General features: G+C 61.3%; 16 protein-coding genes. 2 read left to right on the top strand and 14 right to left on the bottom strand.

Translation table 11 applies throughout. The annotated features are described in order from the left end of the window. Window positions 1–13: 13 nt before the first annotated feature. Both AWR35_RS04855 and AWR35_RS04860 read right to left on the bottom strand, forming a co-directional pair. Window positions 14–637: a hypothetical protein gene (locus tag AWR35_RS04855; RefSeq protein WP_058574825.1), complete on the bottom strand. Its 624-nt coding sequence runs from the start codon at window positions 635–637 to the stop codon at window positions 14–16. A 110-nt stretch (window positions 638–747) separates the two neighbouring features. Next, complete coding sequence (locus AWR35_RS04860) at window positions 748–1,422, bottom strand: hypothetical protein (protein ID WP_058574826.1); 675 nt, start codon at window positions 1,420–1,422, stop codon at window positions 748–750. 285 nt (window positions 1,423–1,707) lie between these two features. On the opposite strand from AWR35_RS04860, the gene AWR35_RS04865 reads away from it, so the two are divergent. After that, window positions 1,708–3,831 (top strand): transporter substrate-binding domain-containing protein, encoded by a 2,124-nt coding sequence (locus AWR35_RS04865; protein ID WP_058574827.1) that lies wholly within the window; start codon window positions 1,708–1,710, stop codon window positions 3,829–3,831. 82 nt (window positions 3,832–3,913) lie between these two features. Here AWR35_RS04865 and AWR35_RS04870 read toward each other — a convergent pair whose 3' ends face one another. From AWR35_RS04870 to doeB2, 9 genes are all read right to left on the bottom strand, one after another. Beyond that, window positions 3,914–5,167, bottom strand: a complete 1,254-nt coding sequence (locus AWR35_RS04870; protein WP_231723558.1) for an MFS transporter — start codon at window positions 5,165–5,167, stop codon at window positions 3,914–3,916. Between the two features lie 1,013 nt (window positions 5,168–6,180). Continuing rightward, window positions 6,181–6,645 (bottom strand): hypothetical protein, encoded by a 465-nt coding sequence (locus tag AWR35_RS04875; protein WP_058574829.1) that lies wholly within the window; start codon window positions 6,643–6,645, stop codon window positions 6,181–6,183. A 39-nt stretch (window positions 6,646–6,684) separates the two neighbouring features. Then, on the bottom strand, window positions 6,685–7,056 hold the full coding sequence (locus tag AWR35_RS10740; protein WP_156413937.1) for a hypothetical protein: 372 nt from the start codon (window positions 7,054–7,056) through the stop codon (window positions 6,685–6,687). Between the two features lie 37 nt (window positions 7,057–7,093). Then, a complete protein-coding gene (locus tag AWR35_RS10900; protein ID WP_058574830.1) occupies window positions 7,094–7,276 on the bottom strand; it encodes a hypothetical protein in 183 nt (60 codons plus the stop codon). Window positions 7,277–7,360: 84 nt separating this feature from the next. Further along, entirely contained in the window at window positions 7,361–7,531 is a 171-nt protein-coding gene (locus tag AWR35_RS10905; protein WP_231723559.1) for a hypothetical protein, read from the bottom strand. A 191-nt stretch (window positions 7,532–7,722) separates the two neighbouring features. Then, window positions 7,723–9,099, bottom strand: a complete 1,377-nt coding sequence (locus tag AWR35_RS04885; protein WP_058574831.1) for an NAD-dependent succinate-semialdehyde dehydrogenase — start codon at window positions 9,097–9,099, stop codon at window positions 7,723–7,725. Then, the gene (gene doeA, locus AWR35_RS04890; RefSeq protein WP_058574832.1) at window positions 9,096–10,397 is read right to left on the bottom strand and encodes an ectoine hydrolase; all 1,302 of its coding nucleotides are present in this window, start codon (window positions 10,395–10,397) and stop codon (window positions 9,096–9,098) included. Before doeA ends, AWR35_RS04885 begins: the two co-directional genes overlap by 4 nt. 3 nt (window positions 10,398–10,400) lie before the next feature. Beyond that, window positions 10,401–11,675, bottom strand: coding sequence for an aspartate aminotransferase family protein (locus AWR35_RS04895; protein ID WP_231723560.1), 1,275 nt, complete (start codon window positions 11,673–11,675; stop codon window positions 10,401–10,403). A 118-nt stretch (window positions 11,676–11,793) separates the two neighbouring features. Continuing rightward, the gene (gene doeB2 / locus AWR35_RS04900) at window positions 11,794–12,960 is read right to left on the bottom strand and encodes a N(2)-acetyl-L-2,4-diaminobutanoate deacetylase DoeB2 (RefSeq protein WP_058574833.1); all 1,167 of its coding nucleotides are present in this window, start codon (window positions 12,958–12,960) and stop codon (window positions 11,794–11,796) included. Between the two features lie 264 nt (window positions 12,961–13,224). On the opposite strand from doeB2, the gene AWR35_RS04905 reads away from it, so the two are divergent. After that, window positions 13,225–14,652, top strand: a complete 1,428-nt coding sequence (locus AWR35_RS04905) for an MBL fold metallo-hydrolase (RefSeq protein WP_058574834.1) — start codon at window positions 13,225–13,227, stop codon at window positions 14,650–14,652. A gap of 321 nt (window positions 14,653–14,973) precedes the next feature. On the opposite strand, the gene AWR35_RS04910 is transcribed toward AWR35_RS04905, so the two are convergent. From AWR35_RS04910 to ssb, 3 genes are all read right to left on the bottom strand, one after another. Continuing rightward, window positions 14,974–18,639, bottom strand: coding sequence for a DNA-binding protein (locus tag AWR35_RS04910; RefSeq protein ID WP_156413938.1), 3,666 nt, complete (start codon window positions 18,637–18,639; stop codon window positions 14,974–14,976). A 421-nt stretch (window positions 18,640–19,060) separates the two neighbouring features. Beyond that, window positions 19,061–19,699 (bottom strand): hypothetical protein, encoded by a 639-nt coding sequence (locus tag AWR35_RS04915; protein WP_058574836.1) that lies wholly within the window; start codon window positions 19,697–19,699, stop codon window positions 19,061–19,063. A gap of 383 nt (window positions 19,700–20,082) precedes the next feature. Further along, complete coding sequence (gene ssb, locus AWR35_RS04920; protein ID WP_058574837.1) at window positions 20,083–20,628, bottom strand: single-stranded DNA-binding protein; 546 nt, start codon at window positions 20,626–20,628, stop codon at window positions 20,083–20,085. Window positions 20,629–20,798 lie beyond the last annotated feature (170 nt).

Below are 20,798 nucleotides of genomic sequence, written 5' to 3' on the forward strand. Positions count from 1 at the left end.
ACGACATCCTGTTTCAGCTTTCGTCCTTGAGGGGAGCGACCGGCAGCTTCCAGCTGTACTCGAACTGCATGACCCGGCGCTTCTTGTCGATATCGAGGCGGTAACCGGTCGCCTTGCCGAAGCGCTCGCCGTCCACGGCGTAGTACGCGCTGCCCTGCTTCTCGATACGCATCGCATCGAGCGGGATTTCCGGCTTGCCGTCACGATTGAAATTCAGTGCGATGGCCGCGGCGAACACGCGTTCGGCATCGGCCTGCGATTCCACCCGGAAGTCATCCGGCAACAGGCGCACGAAGCCGTCGCGCACCCGGGGCGTGCCGCCCCGATGAACCCGGATCACCTCGCCGTCCTTGACGGCCATGAAACGGTGCGAGGTGCCGTTGGCCATCTTGGTGGCCACGGTCCATACCGGCACCGTGAACAGCTCGTCGATCGCCGGGGCGTGGAACGGCTCCACCTTGACCTCGATCTGGTCGAGGATGTGAGAGCGGATCAGCTGGGGCGCCTTGGCCGCCGTGGCTGGCCAGGAGGCGGCCAGCAGCAACAAGGCAATCAGGCCACCGAACAGGCGCGCGACCAGGCGGGTGGATGACGTCGGCACCTGGGCGCCGGAATGCGAGATGTGCGGAGCGGACATGGTCGTCACCTCCTTGTGGTCCTTGAAGATCGCCGCGAGCCGGTATTGGCCAACGGATCACGATCGGTCCCTTACTGCCCCACCCGGGGCCGAGAGCACGCCGAGCCCGACTACTGGCCGAACCCCGTGCCCAGCTGCATCGGCTCGGCCGGCAGCTCAAAGTGACTGTCCGGCGGCGTCTCGTCGGAAAGCGAGCTGACCCGATAGCGGTCGCCGAACCGCAGGGTCGCTAGACCGCGCGACTCCAGCGCCTCGTTCATCGGGTGGTCACCCTTGTCGCCGGAAAGCACGGTTCCGAAGGCCTCAAACGCGGCACTCATCTCCCGCAACAGCGGGTTGTCCGAGAGCACTGCCTCGTCGACGTGCGACTCGCCGTCCGGGCCGGTCCAGTGAATTTCGTAGACCTCGCCGGTAATGCCGGCGACCGTTTCCTCCCGACCGGTCGCCTCGATGCTGGCCACCGACTCCACGTTCGCCACGGAAGGCGCCTGCGGGCCTTGCGCCCCGGCCGACTGCGCCATGGACTGAATGGAGGACATCTCCAACACCATGAGTTGCCCCCCGGCATTGGTAATGCTGTAGCCGGCATCCTCTCGCACCAGCATGTAGGACGGCTGCCCCTGGGGATCCAGCCGGACCGTACTGTCGTTCTGCCAGCTGACCTCCATCGCCTGCTTCATTCCGGCGCCGGACGGACCCGCCCCGGTGCTTTCGATGGTGGCGGTGCCGCCGGCAAGGGCAGGGGATGCCATGCCGGCGAGAAGAAGAGCGAGAAAACGGGACATGAGCGTGCTCCTTGCGGGCTTGGTCCATGGCGATCTGCCTTGCGGGGACATTAATCCCCCTGTTTTCAGATCGTTACCAGCGAGCCTAGTCCCCGAAATAACGCGATGGCAAATCGGGTTCCTTGAACCGATTCGCCCCGCATGAATTCGTCGGCCACCATGACTGCTCGACGTTAGCCAGCTACTGGTGACATGCGACCAAGCAGGTATCATCTCCCTGGCGTCCTCTATCGACGGACGGCCCCGACCCCGCACAGAACAATCGGAACGACAAATGGGCACCGCATGAACAACGTCCTGCTGCTTGGCTGGATATCCCTGCTGCTCTTTTCGGCGAGCCTGCAGGCGGCGCCCCTTTCCCCCGAAGAAAAGGCCTTTCTCGAACGACACCCCACGGTCACCATCGCCATGATGACCGACCACCCGCCGTTCAGCTTCGTGCGCGACGGCCAGGTCGTCGGCTTCGAGCACGATCTGCTGGAACTGATCGCCGCGGACACCGGGCTCGCCTTCGACAAGGAGTACGGCACCTGGAGCGAATCGTTACAGCGATTCAGGCGCGGCGAGGTCGACATGATCGCCAGCATCTCCTATCGACAGGAGCGCACGGACTTCGCGCGCTACACCGAGCCTTATTACACGCTCCCGATTTTCGTCTTCGTCCGTGACGACTTTGGTGACTACAGCGGCATCGCCGATCTCGCCGGGCTCAAGGTGGGAGTTCTGCGCGACATCTTCTACGAGAGCGATCTGCGCGAGGCAGGCGGGATGGAGCTGGTCCGCTTCGACACCCATCAGGAGCTGACACGGGCCCTGGTGGTGGGCGAGATCGACGCGCTGGTGCAGAACCTCTCCAACATCAACCACATCATCAAGCAGCGCGCCTACACCAATATCCGCATCGCCGGTGAACTGAACCTTCCCGGTCTGGGCGTGGAAGACCTGCGTTTTGGCAGCAACGCCCGCCAGCCCGCGCTCAACTCGATTCTCCAGAAGGGATTGAGCGACGTCACGCCCCAGGAATGGGAAAGCCTGACGGCCAAGTGGCTGGACGTGCGCAACCTGGAACCGGCAACGGGCATCCGCCTGACTGCAGCGGAGCGCGCCTACCTGGAACAGGAAGGCCCGATCGACATCTGCATCGATCCCAACTGGATGCCCTTCGAGCGCTTCAACGAAAACGGCGACTACGAAGGCATCAGCGCGGATTACTTCGCCCTGTTCGAAAAGACGCTCTCTGCCGAATTCCGCCCGGTGACCACCGAGACATGGACGCAGTCGGTCGAGTATCTGCAAGCGGGCAAATGCGACCTGTTCAGCCTCGCCATGCGCACCCCCAAGCGGGAGGAATACCTCGACTTCACCGACAGCTACATCAAGACCCCGCTGGTGATCGCCACCCGGGCGGACGTGGCCTTCATCAACGACGTCGGCGACCTGCAGGGCCGCAAGATCGCCATCCCGGCGCTGTACGCGTTTGCCGAACTCCTCGAGAACGATTACCCCGAACTTGACCTGATCGCGGTGGAAGACATCGACGCCGGGCTCGACAAGGTGCGCAGTGGCGAGGTGTTCGGCTACATCGGCACGCTCGCCACCATCGGCTACAAGCTGCAGACCGAATACACCGGCGATTTGCGCATCACCGGCGACACCGGCAAGTCATGGGACCTGGGGGTGGCCGTGCGAGAGGACCGCCCGGTCCTTTACGGCATCATGGAGAAGGCGGTCGCCAGCATCACCGAACAAGAGCGGCGCAGCATCAACAACAAGTGGATAGCCATCCGCTACCAGGAACGGGTCGACTACACCCTGCTGTGGCAAGTGGTCGGCTTCTTCGTCGTGGTGCTGCTGATCGGAGCGCTCGTGTATCTCAAGCAGGCCAGCCTGAAACGAAAACTCGAAGCCGCCTATCAACAGGCCGAGCGGCTGGCGGTGACCGACAAGCTCACCGGCATATACAACCGCCACCGGCTCGACCAGGTGCTCGAGGAGGCGATCCACAAGGCGGAGCGTTACGACGAGGCCTTCGGCGTCATCATCCTGGATGTCGACCTGTTCAAGGAAATCAACGACCGCTTCGGCCACCGCACCGGCGATCTCGTCCTGCGCGAGTTCGTCGAGGTGCTGCGCGCCAACTGCCGCCAGACCGACATCCTCGGCCGCTGGGGCGGCGAGGAATTCCTCATCATCGCCCCGCATGCCGAGACGCATGCCCTGCTGGCCCTGGCGGAAAAACTGCGCGCGGCCATCGAAACGACTCGCTTCAGCGAAGTCGAACGGGCAACCACCAGCATCGGCGCCAGCCTCTACCGGGTCGGCGACACCCCCGACACGCTGATCAAGCGCGCCGACGACGCCCTGTACGATGCCAAGCGGCAGGGGCGGAATCGCGTCGCGTTGCGATAACCCGCGGGGAGTCACCGGCCTCCGCCTTAACCGGGTGACAGGCAGGCGTGGCCGCCTGCCCGCCCCAGGGCCCCTGCCCTGGCTAGGCGTCTTTGACCCCGGCCGTGACCGGGTCCAGCGGGTTGCCATCCGCGTCGCGGAGCTGATTGTCGTAGGCCGCCTGGAGGCCCGTGTCGCGCTCTTCCTCCTCGGGCTCCTCTTCGCCGATGGTGCGCGGGTACAGGGGTGACAGGATGGCGACCACGACACCGATTGCCGCGAAAACGGCGAACGCGTCGGCGTAGCCGAATGCCTCGACCAGCACGCCAACAACGGGCGAGCCGATCGCCTGCCCGAGCGATACCGCGATGAACGGCAGCACCGGGCCCAGCGACAGACGCCCGGGCAACAGGCGGATGCCGGTCATCAGGTAGAGCCCGGTCAGACTCATGTACGCCAGACCGAAGACCAGTGCGGAAAATGCCGCGAGCGGCAGCGCGTCGGGACTGGCGGCGAGCAATGCCAGGCTCGTCGACAGCATCATCAGCATCAGGGCCTGGGTGATGGGCGGGTTGTTGCGGTCGGCCAGGTCGGCGACCACGGCGCCCCCGAGGCCGGCAACACCCACCGCCAGCCACAGCCAGCCCGTGGCACCCGGCGGCAACTCACCCAGGGTGACCAACAGATCAGGCGCGAAGATCCAGTACGCGGCGGAGACGAAACCCATCAGAAAGGCGAACACCGACAGCCGCCCGAGGCGCCACCATTGCAGACGGGTGATCGGCGGTGGCGGGGCGGCATCCGATGGCGTGACCCGCGATACCGACGGGATCACGCGCCACGTGGCCACGATGCCGATGACGGCCAGGACGGCAAAGGTCCCGTAGGCAAACCGCCAGGCATCGGCCAGGAACAGCACGGCGGGCACGGCAACCGCCACACCCACGCTGGTCCCCGCATTCATGATCGAGCTCACGCGCCCGTGCATCGAGCGCTCCACCACCGCCTGCATGGCACCCGAGAGCGCCGGCATCATCAGGCCGGTGGAGACACCGCAAGCGAATACCCCAATGCCGAGGGACAGCGCATCCGGGGACTGGCTGATCACCAGCAGGCCACTGGCACCGAACGTCCCGGAGAGCATCGCCGTATAACGGGACCCCATACGGACCGCAAGAATCGGCGCGACCAACGAAGCCAATATGAAACTGATCAACGGCAGCGCACCGATCACACCGATCACGTCCGGCGTCAGGCCCAGATCGGCCCGGATCGGCGGCACGAACAGACCGAAGGCGAAGCGCGCCAGCCCGTAAGTGATCGCGATCAGCCCGGCACCAAACAGCGCGAACCTCATGCTGGGAGGAAACGTCATCTCTGGCCCACCTTGCTCGTAACGAGAATGTCGGCCCGCGGGCCGTCCCGACGCGAAAACACGAGACTAGAGCCTAGGCTGCCATCCTGCGTGCTTCAAACGAGTGGCTGGCTTACGAGAATGTTTCTCCCTTTCCCCCTGCAGGGCCTAGCCGCAAATGGATTGCGATCCGGTGGTTTTCAGGCAAGGCGGAGAGGACGCCTTCAGACAGAAGTGGATCGGTTTCGGGCGTTTGTTTCGCTTGGCGATTTCGATCACGCCGCGCTGCCAACGCCCGAGGCACTTTCTATTGCTTGTCCAATAGAAAGTCCCCAAAGACAAGGACACCCCGGCGCCTTGGCCCTTCGGGCTCCCCTCGTCACCGCCGGGTTGCGAACGGGTCGGTTCGACGCGACCTCCTGTCGCGGCGAACCTCTTGGCGGCGTCCATGCCGCCAAGACCCTGCAACCCGACGCAGACGAGGCAAGGCGCAAGGGGCCCCGAGGAGTACCAACTGAGGAACCCTTAGCGAGAAAGCACTTCGGTTACTTGATTGAATGCACCGGCTTTCGCAGCCAAGCTGCCGCACCCACAACAAACCTCCTCTGGGAGCGAGCCCTGCTCGCGAAACGCGCCAACGGCGCGTGCCCAACCCTAAGCCGCACCAAACCAATTGTTCGTGGCAACAAACCATCAGACGCGAAAGTCCCCTTCGCCCTTGCCGAGCGGCCGGGGTGCCGCAGGGACGGCGCCACAAGGACGTGGCGCCGAGATCCGCCGCGACACGACGTCGCGTCGAACCGTGCCCGTCCGCGGCACCCCGGACGGGAGGGAAGCCCGCAGGGCCCAGGCGAGGGGTGCCCTTCTCTTTCGGCCCTTTCTCTTGGGCAAGCAAGAGAAAGGGCCTCGCGCGCTTGGCAACGAGGCCCAACCAAGATTGCCCAGCCGATCAAGCGTGCGAAACCAAAGTTGGTCAAAATAAGGACCGACCGCCTTCCCAGAGCTCCTAGCGTGCTTTAACCGAAAAGCCCCACTGCACCCAGGGCGCTTCCCGCAACAAAAAAGAAAAACGACAGGTACGGAAAAACGTAGTCCGAAAAGCCGCCCTGGGACCTCTTTTCATCGTCTTCAACCATAGAGTCCCAAGCCTTTCTTCCCGAATAGTAAAGGTGAGCATCGCTTTTCCATGACCTAAATAACCTCGCCATGAAATGATAAATTCTGGCTGTTGCGACGCCCACGAAAAAGACACCAAGGGCAAAGCTAGTTAATGACAACTTAGCCCAAAATATGTTCACAGCGTTTGGCGCCGCACCCAAAAAACCAAGCGTGGCAATAGCCCCGCCCGAGTTGGTCATGAACAAGTACTTTAGAGCCCTCTCTCCCCACTCTTTTTCCAAGTGATACAACTGAGACCAACGCCGAGATATATGCGCCTCTCGACGCTCGCGCATCAAGTCAGCATCCAGGTTTTTTGTCATACCAACACCAAACAGCCAAATCAATATCGAGGCCGAACCTCATCCGCCCCAGTGCTTTTGTATTACATAAGAAAATCCATATTTCTCTTTATTATGCTCAACAACTCGGTCTAAATTAAAAGGACTCACCCGCCTGAAGTTATTTGCCCCCATGCAGTTTGCATAAGTCTGGTAAAAACTCCTCATTGACCGGAAGCCGGCATCCATGCCCCGCTGCCTAACGAAAGACATGCAATACTCGTCAACTTTCTCCCAGTGCATCTTGAAGGATTCAGCATTTGTAGAATAGAACCCAGACTTATCCACCATCTCGAAGTATTGATCTGGAGGACCACTGACATTATTATTTGAGGCACAACCTGACAGAATGGAAAATAGGGCAATTACAAAAAAAACAAATCTATAAACCATGCTTCCTCCAATAGGGTTAAACCGTTTTTTTCACCTCTCATTCATGAGCCACACCGTCTGCGCCGGTGAATAATTCGTCAATCAACGGCTCAATCTTGCTACGCGTCGGCCCGAACTTGTCCATCCGGCCACCACCGTTGCGCGCATCGTAGGTCGCACGCCCCTCAAGACCCTCGCGGTCGTAGACCTGGATATCAGCGTAGGAGAGGTACATCGCCATGTCCCAGCGTCAGTTGGCGGTGTGCTCGAGGTAGTGGGAGCAGCCAACCGGGCGCTCGCCCCGGTACACCTCGGTATACAGGCCCTACTCCTCGATCAGTTCGCAGACGGCTGACTCGAAGCCGTCCATCAGCACGCCGGGGTTGGGCTCGACGCAGATGCGCTCGATGTCGTTGTCGGCGACCAGCTCGACGGTCTGGGTAATGGAGCAGCCGCACAGGCCGAGGCCAGCAAAGAGTTTCGCTTGCGGTGACATGACACCTCCTTGGTCGGTGGTCATTCCTTGTGGGGCATTAGACCCCGAATGTGCATGGTCGCATGTTTGAAAGGCTGCATACGGCACCCGACTCGGGCGCCCACACAAACAAAAGGCCAGCGCCCGGCGGGCTCATCCCCGCTCGGCACGCTGGTCCTTCTCTTGCAGCTTCCGGCTGTCAGCATCAGACTCTAGCCTGTCTTAGGCCCCACCCAGACCTGCTGCGCATTGACGAACATCTTGATGCCGTGCGGGCCGAGTTCGCGGCCGTAGCCGGAGTGCTTGACGCCGCCGCTGGGCAGGCGTGGGTCGGTCTTGACGATGCCGTTGATGGAAACCTGGCCGGCCTCGATGTCGCGGGCCATGTGGATGGCCTTGGGCACGTCGCTGGTCCAGATGGCGGCCCCCAGGCCGTACTGGGTGCTGTTGGCCATTTCCATCGCCTCGTCGCAGTCCCTCGCGCAGATAGCGGTGGCCAGCGGGCCGAAGGTTTCCTCGCAGAAGGCGACCATGGAGTCGTCGACGTCGGCCAGCAGCGTGACCGGGTAGAAGTAGCCGTCGCCCTTGGGCATCTCGCCGCCGATCAGGCAGCGCGCACCGGCGTCGATGGTCTCGACCACCTGGCGGTGGAGGTTGTCGCGAAGGTCGGCGCGGGCGATCGGACCGACGTCGGTGCTCTCCTCGCGCGGGTCGCCCATCTTCAGTTTCGCGAAGCGCTCCTTGAGCATCTTGAGGAACGGCTCGTAGACCGATTCCTCGACGATGATGCGCTTGGCCGCGATGCACGACTGGCCGGCGTTGATGATCCGCGAGAGCACCACCGTGTCGGCGGCGGCCTCCAGATCGGCGTCCGCCAGCACGATCACCGGATCGGAGCCGCCCAGCTCCAGTACCGCCGGCTTGATGTGCCGGGCGGCGGTGGAGGCGACGATCGAGCCGGCGCGGTCGGAACCGGTGAACGAGACGGCGCGCACGCATTCGTGCTGGATGGCGCCGGCGATGTCCTCGGTTTGCAGCGGCAGGTTCTGGAACACGCCCTGCGGGAAGCCGGCCTTCTCGAACGACTCGGCGATCCCCGCCGCGCAGGCCGGCACGTGGGCGTCATGCTTCATCACGCAGGTATTGCCGGCCATCAGCGCCGGGGCGGCAAAGCGGAAGGCGAGCCAGAACGGCGCGTTCCACGGCAGGATGCCCAGCACCGTGCCGATCGGCAGGTACTGCACGTAGCTGACCGTGGCGTCCGAGTCGATCATCTCGGTGGCGAGATAGTTTTCGGCGTTGTCGGCGTAGTGCTCGGCGCACCAGGCCGCCTTGTCGACCTCGCCACGCGCCTCGCGGATGGGCTTGCCCATCTCGTCGGTCATCAAGAGGGCCAGTCGCTCGCGGTCGTCGCGCATCACCTGGGCCACGCGCCGCAGCAGGTCGGCCCGCTCGGCGAAGCTGGTCTTGCGCCAGTCCCGGTAGGCCGCCTCGCTGCGCTCGAGCACGGTCTCGCGCTGGGCGGGGTCCATGACCGGGAATTCGTGCAGTCGCTGGCCGTTGGTCGGGTTGATGACGGTCTGGGTCATGAGGCGCGGGTCTCCTTGGAGTGCTTCTGCTCCGGCTTGGTCTTCGAATCGGACGCGGACTTCGCTTTCTTCTCACCGCCATCGGCGTTGAGCAGCTCGATCTTGGGCTCGTCGGGGATCTCGCGCTTGGCCTCCTCACGCTTGACGGTGAAGTCCTGGTCGAGCGAGAAGAACGACTCGCAGCCGTCCTTGGTGATGTAGATGGTGTCGGAGATGCCGCAAGTCTTGTCACCGTCCACGCCCCAGGCCCAGGGAATGATGTGGAAGGTCATGCCCTCGCGCAGCACGGTCTTGTCGCCGTGCATCAGGCTGAGGATGTAGCCCTCGTCCCAGCTGGGCGGGAAGGCGATGCCGATCGAGTAGCCCGAACGGGTGATCAGCTTGCCGTGGGCATCGTCGACCGTCATCACCGAGCGCACCAGGTTGTCGGCATCCGAGACGGTGACTCCCGGGCGGATCAGCCCCTTGACCCGTTCGAGCGCCTCCTTCATCCGCTCCTGCGCCTTCCACATCAGGTCGGTGGGCTCGCCCAGCACGGCGGTACGCATCATCGCGGTGTGGTAGCGGCGATAGCAGCCGGCAACCTCGAGGAAGACGTGCTCGCCCGGCTTGACCACGCGCCCTTCCCAGGTGGCGTGGCCGATCATGGTGCGCGGCCCGGAGGTGACGTAGGGCATCACCGCCGGGGGCTCGCCGCCGGCGCGGAACATGCCGGCGCTGATCTCCGCACCGATCTCGTTTTCGGTCACACCGGCCTTGCAGGCCTCCAGCCCCGCCTTCATGCCCGCCTCGGTGGCGATGGCCGCACGGCGCATGATCTCGATCTCGTGCTTGGACTTGGTCCGGCGGCCGCACTCGACGATACCGAAGCAGTCCAGCAGCTTCGCCCCGGTCAGCGTGGTGTGCAGCGCGTCCTGCTGGTAGGCCGGGAAGAAGTAGCTGTTGCGCTCGTAGCCGATGTACTTGTTCGCCAGACCGAACTCCTTCAGGGAGGAGACCAGCATCTGGATGGCATCGCCCGTGTCCGGGTACGGCCGGGTGATCTCCACCCAGGTCCGCGCATGGACGTTGGACTCCTCCATGGTGCGGGTGATCATGAACGGCTCGTCATCGAGCGGCACCACCAGCGCCTGGAAGAACGAGTACCCCGTCGTCTGGTAGTCGGTGAGGTACATCAGGTTCTCGGGGTCGGTGATGATCACCGCGTCGAGCAACCGTTCGGCCATGCGCATGCGCAGCTCGCCGAGCCGGCGCTCGTATTCCTCCATCGGGAACGTCATGTCGTCACGTTGGCGCATGGGTCAGCCCTCCACCTGTGCATCGACGGCCTGCTCGAACAGGTCGAGTCCTTCGGCAAGGTCGTCATCGGGAATGGTCAGCGGCGGGATCAGCTTGATCACCTGCCCGCGTGAACCGCAGACCGCCGCCAGCAGGCCACGGTCGAAACATTCGCGCGCAATGCGCTTGGACAGATCGCCGTCGATGAAATCGAGCGCCTGCATCATGCCGCGGCCGCGCACGGCAAAGCGCGGGTACTTCTCGGCAATCTTCTCCAGGCGCTTGCGGATCACCTCGCCCTTGCGGCGGGTCTCGTCCATGAACGCCTCGTCCTCGAAGTAGCCCAGCGCCACGGTGCCGGCGATGAACGACAGGTCCTGGCCGCGGAAGGTGCCGGTATGCTCGCCCGGCGACCAGTGCTTGTCGTGCTCGGGCTTGTTGAGGTTCATCGCCATCGGCGTGCCGAAGCCGCCGATGCCCTTGGCCAGTGTGATGATGTCCGGGTCGAGGTCCATCTCGTCGAAGGAGAAGTACGGGCCGGTCCGCCCGCAGCCGACCTGGATGTCGTCGACGATGAACAGCGCGCCGAGATCGTGGGCCAAGTCCTGGATGCCCTTGAGCCACTCCTCCGAGGCGACGCGCACCCCGCCCTCGGCCTGGATGGTCTCGACCAGGAAGGCCGCCGGCTTTTCGTAGCCGGAGGACGGATCGTCGTAGAGATCACGCATGCGTTCGAGCGAGGCCATGCCGCAGCCGAGCTGGCAGTTCGGGCAGGGAGTCTCGCAGCCGAAGGCCTGGTGGGCGACGTTGTCCAGCGACACGCCGGCGGCGTTGCGGAAGTGGGCGTTGGTGGTCGCGGCCAGCGCGCCGAGGGTCATGCCGTGGAAGGCGTGGTGGAAGGAGACCACCTCCTGACGGCCGGTGACACGACGGGCCAGCTTGAGCGCCGCCTCGACGGCGTTGGTGCCGGTCGGGCCGACGAACTGCAGCCGGTAGTCCATGTCGCGCGGCTTGAGGATGGTATCGACGAACTTGGTGATGAAGGCCCGCTTGGCGCTGGTGTACATGTCCAGGCTGTGGGCGACGCCATCGTTCTGGATGTAGTCGATGATGGCGTCCTTCATCTTCGGGTCGTTGTGCCCGAAATTGAGCACCCCGGCGCCGGCATAGAAATCGATGTAACTACGGCCCTGCTCGTCGGTCTGGCGGGCATTGCTCGCCGAATGAAAGACCGTGGGCGCCGCGCGGCAATACGCGCGGATTTCGGATTCCCACTGCTCGAACACCTGCATGTGCATTAGCCACTCTCCCCTGGTTGCGGGTGGTTTCGCCCCGCGCCGCTCGGCGGGGCGCCAGGCCGGTTTCCCGGCGTGTCAAAAACAGGCCTTGCAAGAGACAGGCCTGACCTTGCGTCGTTCAGCCCGCGGCGTCGATCGGCAGCCCCACGATGTCGGCGAAAAGTCGCCCCACCGGGTCGATCAGCCGGTCGTTGAAGTCGTAGCGCGGGTTGTGACAGGGCCAGTGATGACCCTCGCCATCGTCGGCGCCGATCAGAGCGAAGGCGCCGGGCACCTCCCGAAGGTAGTAGCTGAAATCCTCGGACGCCATGATCGGCACCGGCAGCGCATCATCGCGCCATTCGGAACCGAGCACGCGCGCCAATGCACCACGATAGTGCGCGGCGGCCTCGGGATCGTTGACGGTGGCGTGATAGCGGGGAGTGAAGGTGACCCGGGCCTCGACGCCGTAGGCGGCGGCCGTGTCGCGGGCGATCTGCTCGAGGTGCTCGGCGACGGCATCGCGCTCCTCGGTGCTGCCCACGCGCACCGAGCCGGCCAGCCGGGCGGTGTCGGGGATGGCGGTGATCGCACCACCGGCCTCGAAGGTGGTCACGCTGACCACGGCCGAGGCCTGCGGGGCGATGCGCCGCGAGACGATCTGCTGGATCGATTGCACCAGCGCGGAGCCGGCCAGCACCGGGTCACGGCAGATCTCCGGCTGGCTGGCGTGTCCGCCGCTGCCCTTGAGACGGATCTCGAAGATGCCGTTCGCGCCCATCACCGGGCCGTCCGGGCAGACCGCCTGGCCGTAGCGGATCGCCGGCCAGTTGTGCCAGCCGAATACCCAGTCGACGCCCTTGAGGGCCCCGTCGGCGATCATCTCGCGCGCGCCGTGGCCGCCCTCCTCGGCCGGCTGGAACAGCAACGTGACCGGGCCGGGCAATTCACGCTCGTAGGTCTTGAACCAGCGGGCGACCGCCAGCAGCGTGGCGGTGTGCCCGTCGTGACCGCAGGCATGCATGATGCCCGGCGTGCCGGAGGCCCAGTCCTTGCCGCTGATCTCGTCGATCGGCAGGGCGTCGATGTCGGCGCGCAGGGCGATGTGCCGGCCGTCGGCATCGGGGGCGAGGTGGGCGACCGTGCCGGTGCCAGCGCAGGCGCGCCAGGGAATGCCGAGGTGATCCAGTTCGGTGCGGATGGTGCCGGCCGTGGCGTGCTCCTGCCAGGTCAGTTCCGGGGCCTGGTGCAGGCGTCGGCGGAAGGTGGTGGCCTGGTCGGCGATGTCGTTCCAGATCGAGAGCACCGCGGGTCTCCTGTGGTCACCGGCCGCAGCCGGGCGCGATATCGGGTCGGGGAGAGCCGGACGGCCGGCGGGGCCGCCGCCCGGTGATTCGAGCTAATCACAGGTCCGGCACCGGGCGCAATAGCGGTCGCGGCGGGGTCGAACGGCCATCCGGCGAACCAGGGGTTGAGAAACTTCCGGGTCGTCCCAAGGTCTGCAGATAACCAACAATTTCTCTGATACATTCCCAAGCCACGCTTATTTAACTGACCGGAGAGAGCATTCATGCTGTTCGAAGCGTTCGAGGAAAAAGGCCTGTCGCAGATGAGCTACGCGATCGGCTGCCAGCAGAGCAACGAGCTGGCGATCGTCGATCCGCGCCGCGACATCGACTTCTACATCGATTTCGCCGCCGAGGAAGGCTTCGTCATCCGGCACGTGCTCGACACGCACATCCACGCCGACTTCGCCTCGGGCGCCCGCGAACTGGCCGAGGCGACCGGTGCGAAGCTGCACCTGTCGGACTACGACGACAACGAGGACTACGAGGTCGGCTTCGATCACCTGCCAATGGAGGAAGGTGACTCGATCCAGATGGGCAACGTTCGTCTCGAGGCGCTGCACACGCCGGGTCATACCCCCGAGCACCTCACCTTCCTGGTCTACGACGGCGCCCGCTCGCCGGACGTGCCGGTGGTCGCCCTGACCGGGGACTTCCTGTTCGTCGGCAGCCTCGGCCGCCCGGACCTGCTGGGCGAGGAGGCCACGCGCGGCATGGCCAAGCAGGCCTTCCACAGCGTGCGCGAGAAACTGAAACACCTGCCCGACGGGCTGGAGATCCGCCCGGGCCACGGCGCCGGTTCGGCCTGCGGCGGCGGCATGGCCGGTCGCACGGTCTCCACACTCGGCTACGAGCGCATCGCCAACCCGCTGCTCGACCCGGACCTCTCCGAGGACGAGTTCGTCGAGCTGCTCTTGGGCAACCTGCCGCCGGCACCGGATTTCTACCCGCGCAACAAGGTGATCAACTCCGAGGGGCCGAAGCCGGTGCAGGGCATGGTCGACCTGCTGCCCGAGGAGATCGAGGCGTTCGACATCGACGACCTCAAGGCACAGATGGACGACGGCGCCGTGGTCATCGACATCCGCGACCGGCTGGCCTTCAACGCCGCCCATATCAAGGGGTCGCTCGGCATCGAGTTCGGCGACAACCTCTCCACCTGGGCCGGCTGGGTCGCCCCGCCGGACAAGCCGCTGATCCTCGTGGACCACGAGGGCGACGACGAACTGATCAGCGATGCCATCCGCGCGCTGGTGCGCGTCGGCCAGGACAAGGTGGTCGGTTTTCTCGACGGCGGCTTCGATGCCTGGCTCAAGGCCGGCGAGCCGTTCGCTCACATCCCGCTGGTCGACGCCGAGACGGCCAAGACCGACCTCGACCACGACCGCCGCGCGCTGTGGGACACCCGCGAGACCAGCGAGTGGGACGAGGGCCACGCCCTGGGCGCCCGCCACCAGACGGCCCACGACGTCCGCGGTGGTATCGACGGCGTCGAAAAGGATGCGCCGATCACGCTGGTCTGCGGCTCGGGCATGCGCTCGACCGTGGCGGCGAGCCTCCTGATGCGCGAGGGCTACACCAACGTCGCAAACCTGATGGGCGGCATGGATGCCTGGGAAGAGGCCGGCCTGCCGGTGGTCGCCAAGGACTGATCACCCGTCAGGCACGGAACGAGAAAACCCCGCTCGGTCGAGCGGGGTTTTTTGTGCGAGAGCCACAAACAACAAACCCCGTCCGAAGACGGGGCCTGTCTGATTCGATCGAACCCGGCGGGACCTAGAAGGGTTATTCATACCATGACGGCATATAAAAACAGCTCACCGCCCACTCAGTAGGGTTTCCGAGACTATTACGCAACAAATGCATTACTTTTCGTTGCATTCCGATGTCACTCACCAATGAATCACAACAAACACACCTCACCTCCGCTGGAGGCTGGTACGACCACGACTCAAACGCATCGCCCATGCACCCTACTCCTCCACCATCTTCACCCTCATGTGACTCCCTTCCTGTTCAAAAGAAGCCACTACGCCCCGTTCCTCTAGGGTAGAAACGATCGCCTGGGCCCCCTTGGAGGCGGGGATCGTCACCTCGGCCTCGTCAGACCTAGCCAAGGACTCATAGGGAAGCCCGAGGAACCCGAGTATCCGCAGCAACTGTTCTGTATCAATTGCCTGAAGCTTCGGCTGCAGCAAATTAACAATCAGTTTGGGCGGCACCTCGCGGGCCATCACCTCCAGGACGTCAGCCGGCAATTCACGACGTCTTTGAGCGGCGACTTTTGCCAAAGCGACGAGATCCTCACGAGTCGCGACTGCAACGTATCCCGACACCTCGTCAAGAATCGCGTCCTTAAGCTTTCGGCCCGCATTTTTTCTCAGCAGCAGATTGCTCAAATCACCCTGCACGAGGTCTGGTACGACGTAATCGCTGAACCGAGAAGACTGTTTGATAAACATCTCCTTAACCGGCCATTCGAAACCCGCGAGCCTAGCGTAGGCCCGGGCATCATCATTGATAACGTCATACTTCAGTAGCCAAGCGAATAGCTCGCCACCCTCTTCCGAAACCGGAACGGTTTCCACATCAAGCTGAACTCCCAACGACGCCACAAGCTGCGCGCGCATCGACGCCGAGGGCAGAACACCTTCAGAGGACAGCAGTTCGCAGGCAACCGATTCCTTCTCACCTTCATCGGCCCCTTCCTGCACCGTGATCTTTCCCGCGGACGACAGAAGGTCACCAAGCATTTGATCGACACCAAAGACACCCAGGTAGGCTCGGACATTGTGAAAACTCGGAGCAAATCGCTGCGAGTAAGCAAGATGCGGCCATACATCCTCGTCCACCTCTTCCAGATCCTGCAAACTGCACTTTTCTGAGGCGCCGGAGACAACATCTGAAACAAAACGAGATTCGGCCCCCATGACATCGTTAATAACATCAACAAACGACTCTGGATCCGTAACTGTCTCTGACTTGTTCTTTATTGCCGCCAGGTAATCGGACAAATTGTGCAGACATGCCCTATATGCCTTCTCGTCCCGTTTTTCGATCACATCAAGCCCTAGTGGCGTTTCGCTGCCGACGATCTGGCGAAGGTTGTTGAGATTAATCTCATAAAGAACTTTTTCTACAAATACACGCCTCACAGCATCGGATAGCGAACCAAGATCATCCACTCTAGCTTTCGCTTTTGAGAAAATCGACGCTACCCGATAAATCTGAGAACCGTCAACCTCACCGACACTCAAAACGGGGAGCAGCCTGTAGTTCTGAGAAAGGTATTTTGAAACGAAACCATCAACCTCGTAATCGACTCGATCAGAAAGGTTCCGGAAAACGACATCCAGCAGCAATGCTCGTTCATCTTCCGCAAGTTCAAGGTCTTCGACCAAATGCACAAGAACACGAGGCGCTACCGACGCAAATTGACTCACAAAGAGCTCTTTTTCTTCCCCCCCTTCGAGATAAGACTGAATAAACCTCCTCTGAACGTCACCGAATGCAGAAAGAGACCCAAGCATTAACTCGGCCCCGCTGTGACTGGATCTAAGCAGGTGGTCCATTATATCTATATTGTAAAGCGCCGGATCATTTAGATGGCGCTGCCCAACCTCGCAGACAACGGCTTCAACATCGTCGCCACTAAGCTCGAACTGCTCATCCATCACCCCACGATCAAAAGAGTGGATGATGAATCTTTTTGCGTTTTCACTTATTATTCTTCCATGGTAAGGGGACGTGTATAAAGTAAAATTCCTATTGATATACCCGTTGCTCAATAACTCGTACGCCAAACCATCCGGGAACACATCCTTCGCAATCGACTTGAGCGTTTTGTCTGAGGTATTATGGCTTACCTTAAAATCCGGTCCGTTTATGAGGTCACCAACATCTGCCCCACGGAGAAAATCCAATCGCTTTTTATATTGGCTGATCAAGTCAATAAGGCGGCTTCTCTCTGACTCGACCCAACCTTCCGGGTCGAAAATATCTCCCAAATCCTCTTTGAGATCCTCCCTGTTAAAAGCGAACTGGATGTTACTTGCGTTGATTCTCAACACCACCTCAGGGTTTCCGCCATCGGAAGAAAAGTCGGACCAGAACTCCGGGGAACGGAAATAGTCTTCATCGACAGCCGTACCGTCATAGATATAATGATGATTATTCGCAATCGTGTATGGGCTAGCGCGCACAACCCTCTCAATGTACGAAAGCAGTTGGTCGCCCAGTTCCTCACTTCGGCTAGCGGAATCATCTAGATGAAACAGGGTGTTCCGTACCCCTCTAAGCTTCTCATTCAACTCAACCATGTTTTCGCGAACCAAATCACGCGAAGCTTTATAGATCTCATCCAGTTTGCTGTCGCCCGTGCGAATACGCTCGAAATCAGCCAAGTGAGAACTCTTGTAGAGCATCATGGCGAAGAGTTCGGTTTTATTCAGATCGAGACCACCTGGCTGCCCCAACCTAATCCGATCACAAAAAACGACGAACTCATTACGTGCATTCTTTAGAAGGCGCATATCAGGCAGGTATCGACTAGCCAGGTCGACAACCCCCATACTTACCTCAGGAGCCACTTCATCCAAAAGCTGCCTGATCAGATCTCTGGCACTCTCGTGGGTAATAAATGGAACCACCGGGATTACCAAGTCGAAGAACTTGGTGCGGTTAGCTCGTACGGCTTCAGCCTTTGACGCATCTCCGATGGGATCCACGTCACCCCCCAAGCCCCTGCCCTCTTTCTGGAGACCGAGCTGATCAAATATGCTGTCTTTCATTGCGTAGACAAAGCGAATCGGACGATCACGTCTACTCGGTAAAGAATTAAGAAGAGTGTTCAATGAAAGGAGCGTTTCGAAAATACGGGAGTTATTGAAGCGATCAATATCCTCTAGGATGACGATATCGTAAGTGGAGGCATCAAAGAAATGCACTATTTCATCTAGGTACTGATCGAAATATGATGTGGATGTCTCATCAAGGGTGACTGCCGCAGCTCCGGCGGATATTTGCCTCACATGCAATCGACCAAAGAGAAGCCAGCGTAAGAGCAAGGTCACGGAAGTTACGACGCCCAACACGGCCACATGCCACCACAGCCCGATATCGAGCACCGACACAAACTCAACAGCAAGCTTTTCTGTCGTACCAGCAAGTAATGAGAGGACAGCCACCAACAGGCCCACCACCAGTGAAAGTACAAACTCTCGGCCGAAGCGGAATCGATCAATTCTTCGAAACCTTGATCCAGGGGCGCTACTTGGGTCCAAACGATAGAGAAGCTGCTTAACGATCTCTTTTTGTATTATGTTCGTTGGCGTTTTGTCGTATTCGTTTTGCTCCCTGCCGAACTCATCACTTTCGTTTTTTGGCTGCTGCGCAGGGGCCAGCGTGGATAAAGACAACTCAACGACATTTTTTCGATTTTGGTCCGCGACCTTTCGGAGTATGCTGCTTTTACCGACGCCAAAATTTCCTGACAAGGCAATGTTCTTGACATCGGGATTTTTGAGCGCGTGATTTATCGCCCGTACGTAGAAGTCGTGTTCTTTTGAGATATATTTGGGCGTAAGCGGCAGCAGCTCCCAAGGCTTACGCTCATCCCTTTGCGAGTTCGCTTCAGTCAAAATGGTTCTCCTTTACCTTCTCTGGCGAAAAACTTCTCAGCCCTATGGATCCTTGTGTGCCGTGACCTGCAGGCGCTGCCCCTTCAATAAGCGTTCATCACATCGGTTACTGATATCGCTGAAACGGTTGCTGGCGCCCGTTTCGGTCAAGCTCTTTCGGTTAACAACATATCTCCGAGTATCGCGATGGGAGCTAATCGCTGTTTCCTCGGTCGATCGTCGGCAACGGCCGATTCAAATCCGGCTCGCTCAAACCTTGAGCGCACGCGTTGTACTGCTCCCGAACGAACTACTCCAGCAGGCTCTCGCTTTCCTGCCGGGGCCGCCTTTTGTCAGCCTCAACGCGCCGACCCGCTCAGCCGCGGCATTCGTCGCATGGGAACGAGGGCAGGGGTGGCCCGGCCCCGCCGAGCTTTCCTTATCACAGGTCGCTGGCATCCCGATTCCCGACCCCGGCCTTCCTTTTGTGAAACCCCTGCTCCAACTTGGGACTCAAGAGCAGCAGCATTGAACGATCCAACCGGCCGGCATGCTCAACAAGGGCGACTTGTCCGCCGCTCTCGTTCCATATGAGCCTTTCGCTTGGGAATGACACACCCATCCTGTTCTGAACATGCTTCCGCTCGACCTCATCTGCCTCCCCGTACTTGGCCAATATCGCCGCCCGGACCTGGGAGTAGCCCGTGTGATCGAAGGAGGCCACCATTTTTCTCAACAGATATGTGTCAAAACTCTCCATGTCCGTCGAGATGAAGTAATAGGTGGTTGTCGCAGGGACATTTGCGACCGTTTCTTCTACGCCACGACGCTTTAAGTACGGAGGGATCGTCCGGCAGTTAATCAGGCCGATATACAGAACGGACGGGGAGAGAAAGTCAGCATCACTCTCGTCAGAGCAGAAAGCGTCTGGATGGGTCTGTTTGAACGTGGACAAGGTTGAACCAAGCCGATCCCCCTTTAGCCCAATCGAGGCTTCGGCAGCCACCGCCGTAGACACCGCGAACGGCGCAGCCAGCAGAACCATGGCGCAACAGGCCATGGAAGAGATCAGACGTTTCATCCTTCACCTCCGTGTGTCAGGTATTCCCTCGATCGATCGCCGGCAACGGCCGCTCCAGATCTCGCTCACTCAGACCTTTAGCGTACGCGTTGCACTGCCATCGAACGAACTGCTCCAGCAAGTTTTCGTTCTCCTGCCCCAGCCGCTCGTTCTCTGCCTCCAGACGCGCCAGAAGCTCTGCAGTCGCCCTCATCGTAGGCGGCGAGGACCATCTGAGCCCTTCGTCTTGGCTGACTTCCAGACCAAAGGCCTTAACTGACCACTGACCATCCCTCGAATCCGACGGTCAACTCTCAAACATCAAGATACCGAAATGCAAAAAAGCCCCTGAACAACAGGGGCTTTCATAAGGCTGCGTCATAACTAAGTCAGCGAGGCATCTCCTAGAACGGAATATCGTCCTCGCCGAAGCCGTCGTCGATCGACTTGGCCGGGCGCTGGTCCTGGCTCGGCGGCGGGGGCGGCGCGCCGTAGTCGGACTGGCCGCCACCGTAGCCCGCGCCGGCACCGGCCGCGGCGCCACCACCATAGCCACCCTGGCTGGCCTGGCCACCGCCGTAGCCGCCGCCCTGGCCGCCACCGGCGCCCGGACGGCCGCCGAGCATCTGCATCTCGTTGGCGACGATCTCGGTAGTGTAGCGGTCCTGGCCGTCCTGACCCTGCCACTTGCGGGTCTGCAGGCGACCCTCGATGTAGACCTGGCTGCCCTTCTTCAGGTACTCGCCGGCAATCTCGGCGAGCTTGCCGAAGAAGACGATGCGGTGCCACTCGGTGTTCTCGCGGTTCTCACCGGTGTTCTTGTCGCGCCACTGCTCGGAGGTGGCCACGCGGATGTTCGTGACCTGACCGCCGGACGGCAGGTAGCGCACGTCCGGGTCGACCCCGAGATTGCCGATGATGATTGCCTTGTTCACACCGCGGCTCGCCATATTCACACTCCTTACTAATACCTGCCGGACCGGTCGAGTCGCCGGCCAAACCACCACTATAAAGGAAACGCTACGCGATTCGATAGCGCCTCTGCGGGACCGCCAAGGGCACCACGGAGAGTGTCCAAAAACATCAGGCAGGAGGGGCCCCGCTTGCGGTAGCTATTCGC

Source organism: Guyparkeria sp. WRN-7, from assembly GCF_001641825.1.
Classification (GTDB): Bacteria; Pseudomonadota; Gammaproteobacteria; order Halothiobacillales; family Halothiobacillaceae; genus Guyparkeria.

Coding starts and splice junctions, on each gene's coding strand:
- AWR35_RS04855 (WP_058574825.1), bottom strand. CDS start 637: ATGTCCGCTCCGCACATCTCGCATTCCGGCGCCCAGGTGCCGACGTCA.
- AWR35_RS04860 (WP_058574826.1), bottom strand. CDS start 1,422: ATGTCCCGTTTTCTCGCTCTTCTTCTCGCCGGCATGGCATCCCCTGCC.
- AWR35_RS04865 (WP_058574827.1), top strand. CDS start 1,708: ATGAACAACGTCCTGCTGCTTGGCTGGATATCCCTGCTGCTCTTTTCG.
- AWR35_RS04870 (WP_231723558.1), bottom strand. CDS start 5,167: ATGAGGTTCGCGCTGTTTGGTGCCGGGCTGATCGCGATCACTTACGGG.
- AWR35_RS04875 (WP_058574829.1), bottom strand. CDS start 6,645: ATGACAAAAAACCTGGATGCTGACTTGATGCGCGAGCGTCGAGAGGCG.
- AWR35_RS10740 (WP_156413937.1), bottom strand. CDS start 7,056: ATGGTTTATAGATTTGTTTTTTTTGTAATTGCCCTATTTTCCATTCTG.
- AWR35_RS10900 (WP_058574830.1), bottom strand. CDS start 7,276: ATGGCGATGTACCTCTCCTACGCTGATATCCAGGTCTACGACCGCGAG.
- AWR35_RS10905 (WP_231723559.1), bottom strand. CDS start 7,531: ATGTCACCGCAAGCGAAACTCTTTGCTGGCCTCGGCCTGTGCGGCTGC.
- AWR35_RS04885 (WP_058574831.1), bottom strand. CDS start 9,099: ATGACCCAGACCGTCATCAACCCGACCAACGGCCAGCGACTGCACGAA.
- doeA (WP_058574832.1), bottom strand. CDS start 10,397: ATGCGCCAACGTGACGACATGACGTTCCCGATGGAGGAATACGAGCGC.
- AWR35_RS04895 (WP_231723560.1), bottom strand. CDS start 11,675: ATGCACATGCAGGTGTTCGAGCAGTGGGAATCCGAAATCCGCGCGTAT.
- AWR35_RS04905 (WP_058574834.1), top strand. CDS start 13,225: ATGCTGTTCGAAGCGTTCGAGGAAAAAGGCCTGTCGCAGATGAGCTAC.
- AWR35_RS04915 (WP_058574836.1), bottom strand. CDS start 19,699: ATGAAACGTCTGATCTCTTCCATGGCCTGTTGCGCCATGGTTCTGCTG.
- ssb (WP_058574837.1), bottom strand. CDS start 20,628: ATGGCGAGCCGCGGTGTGAACAAGGCAATCATCATCGGCAATCTCGGG.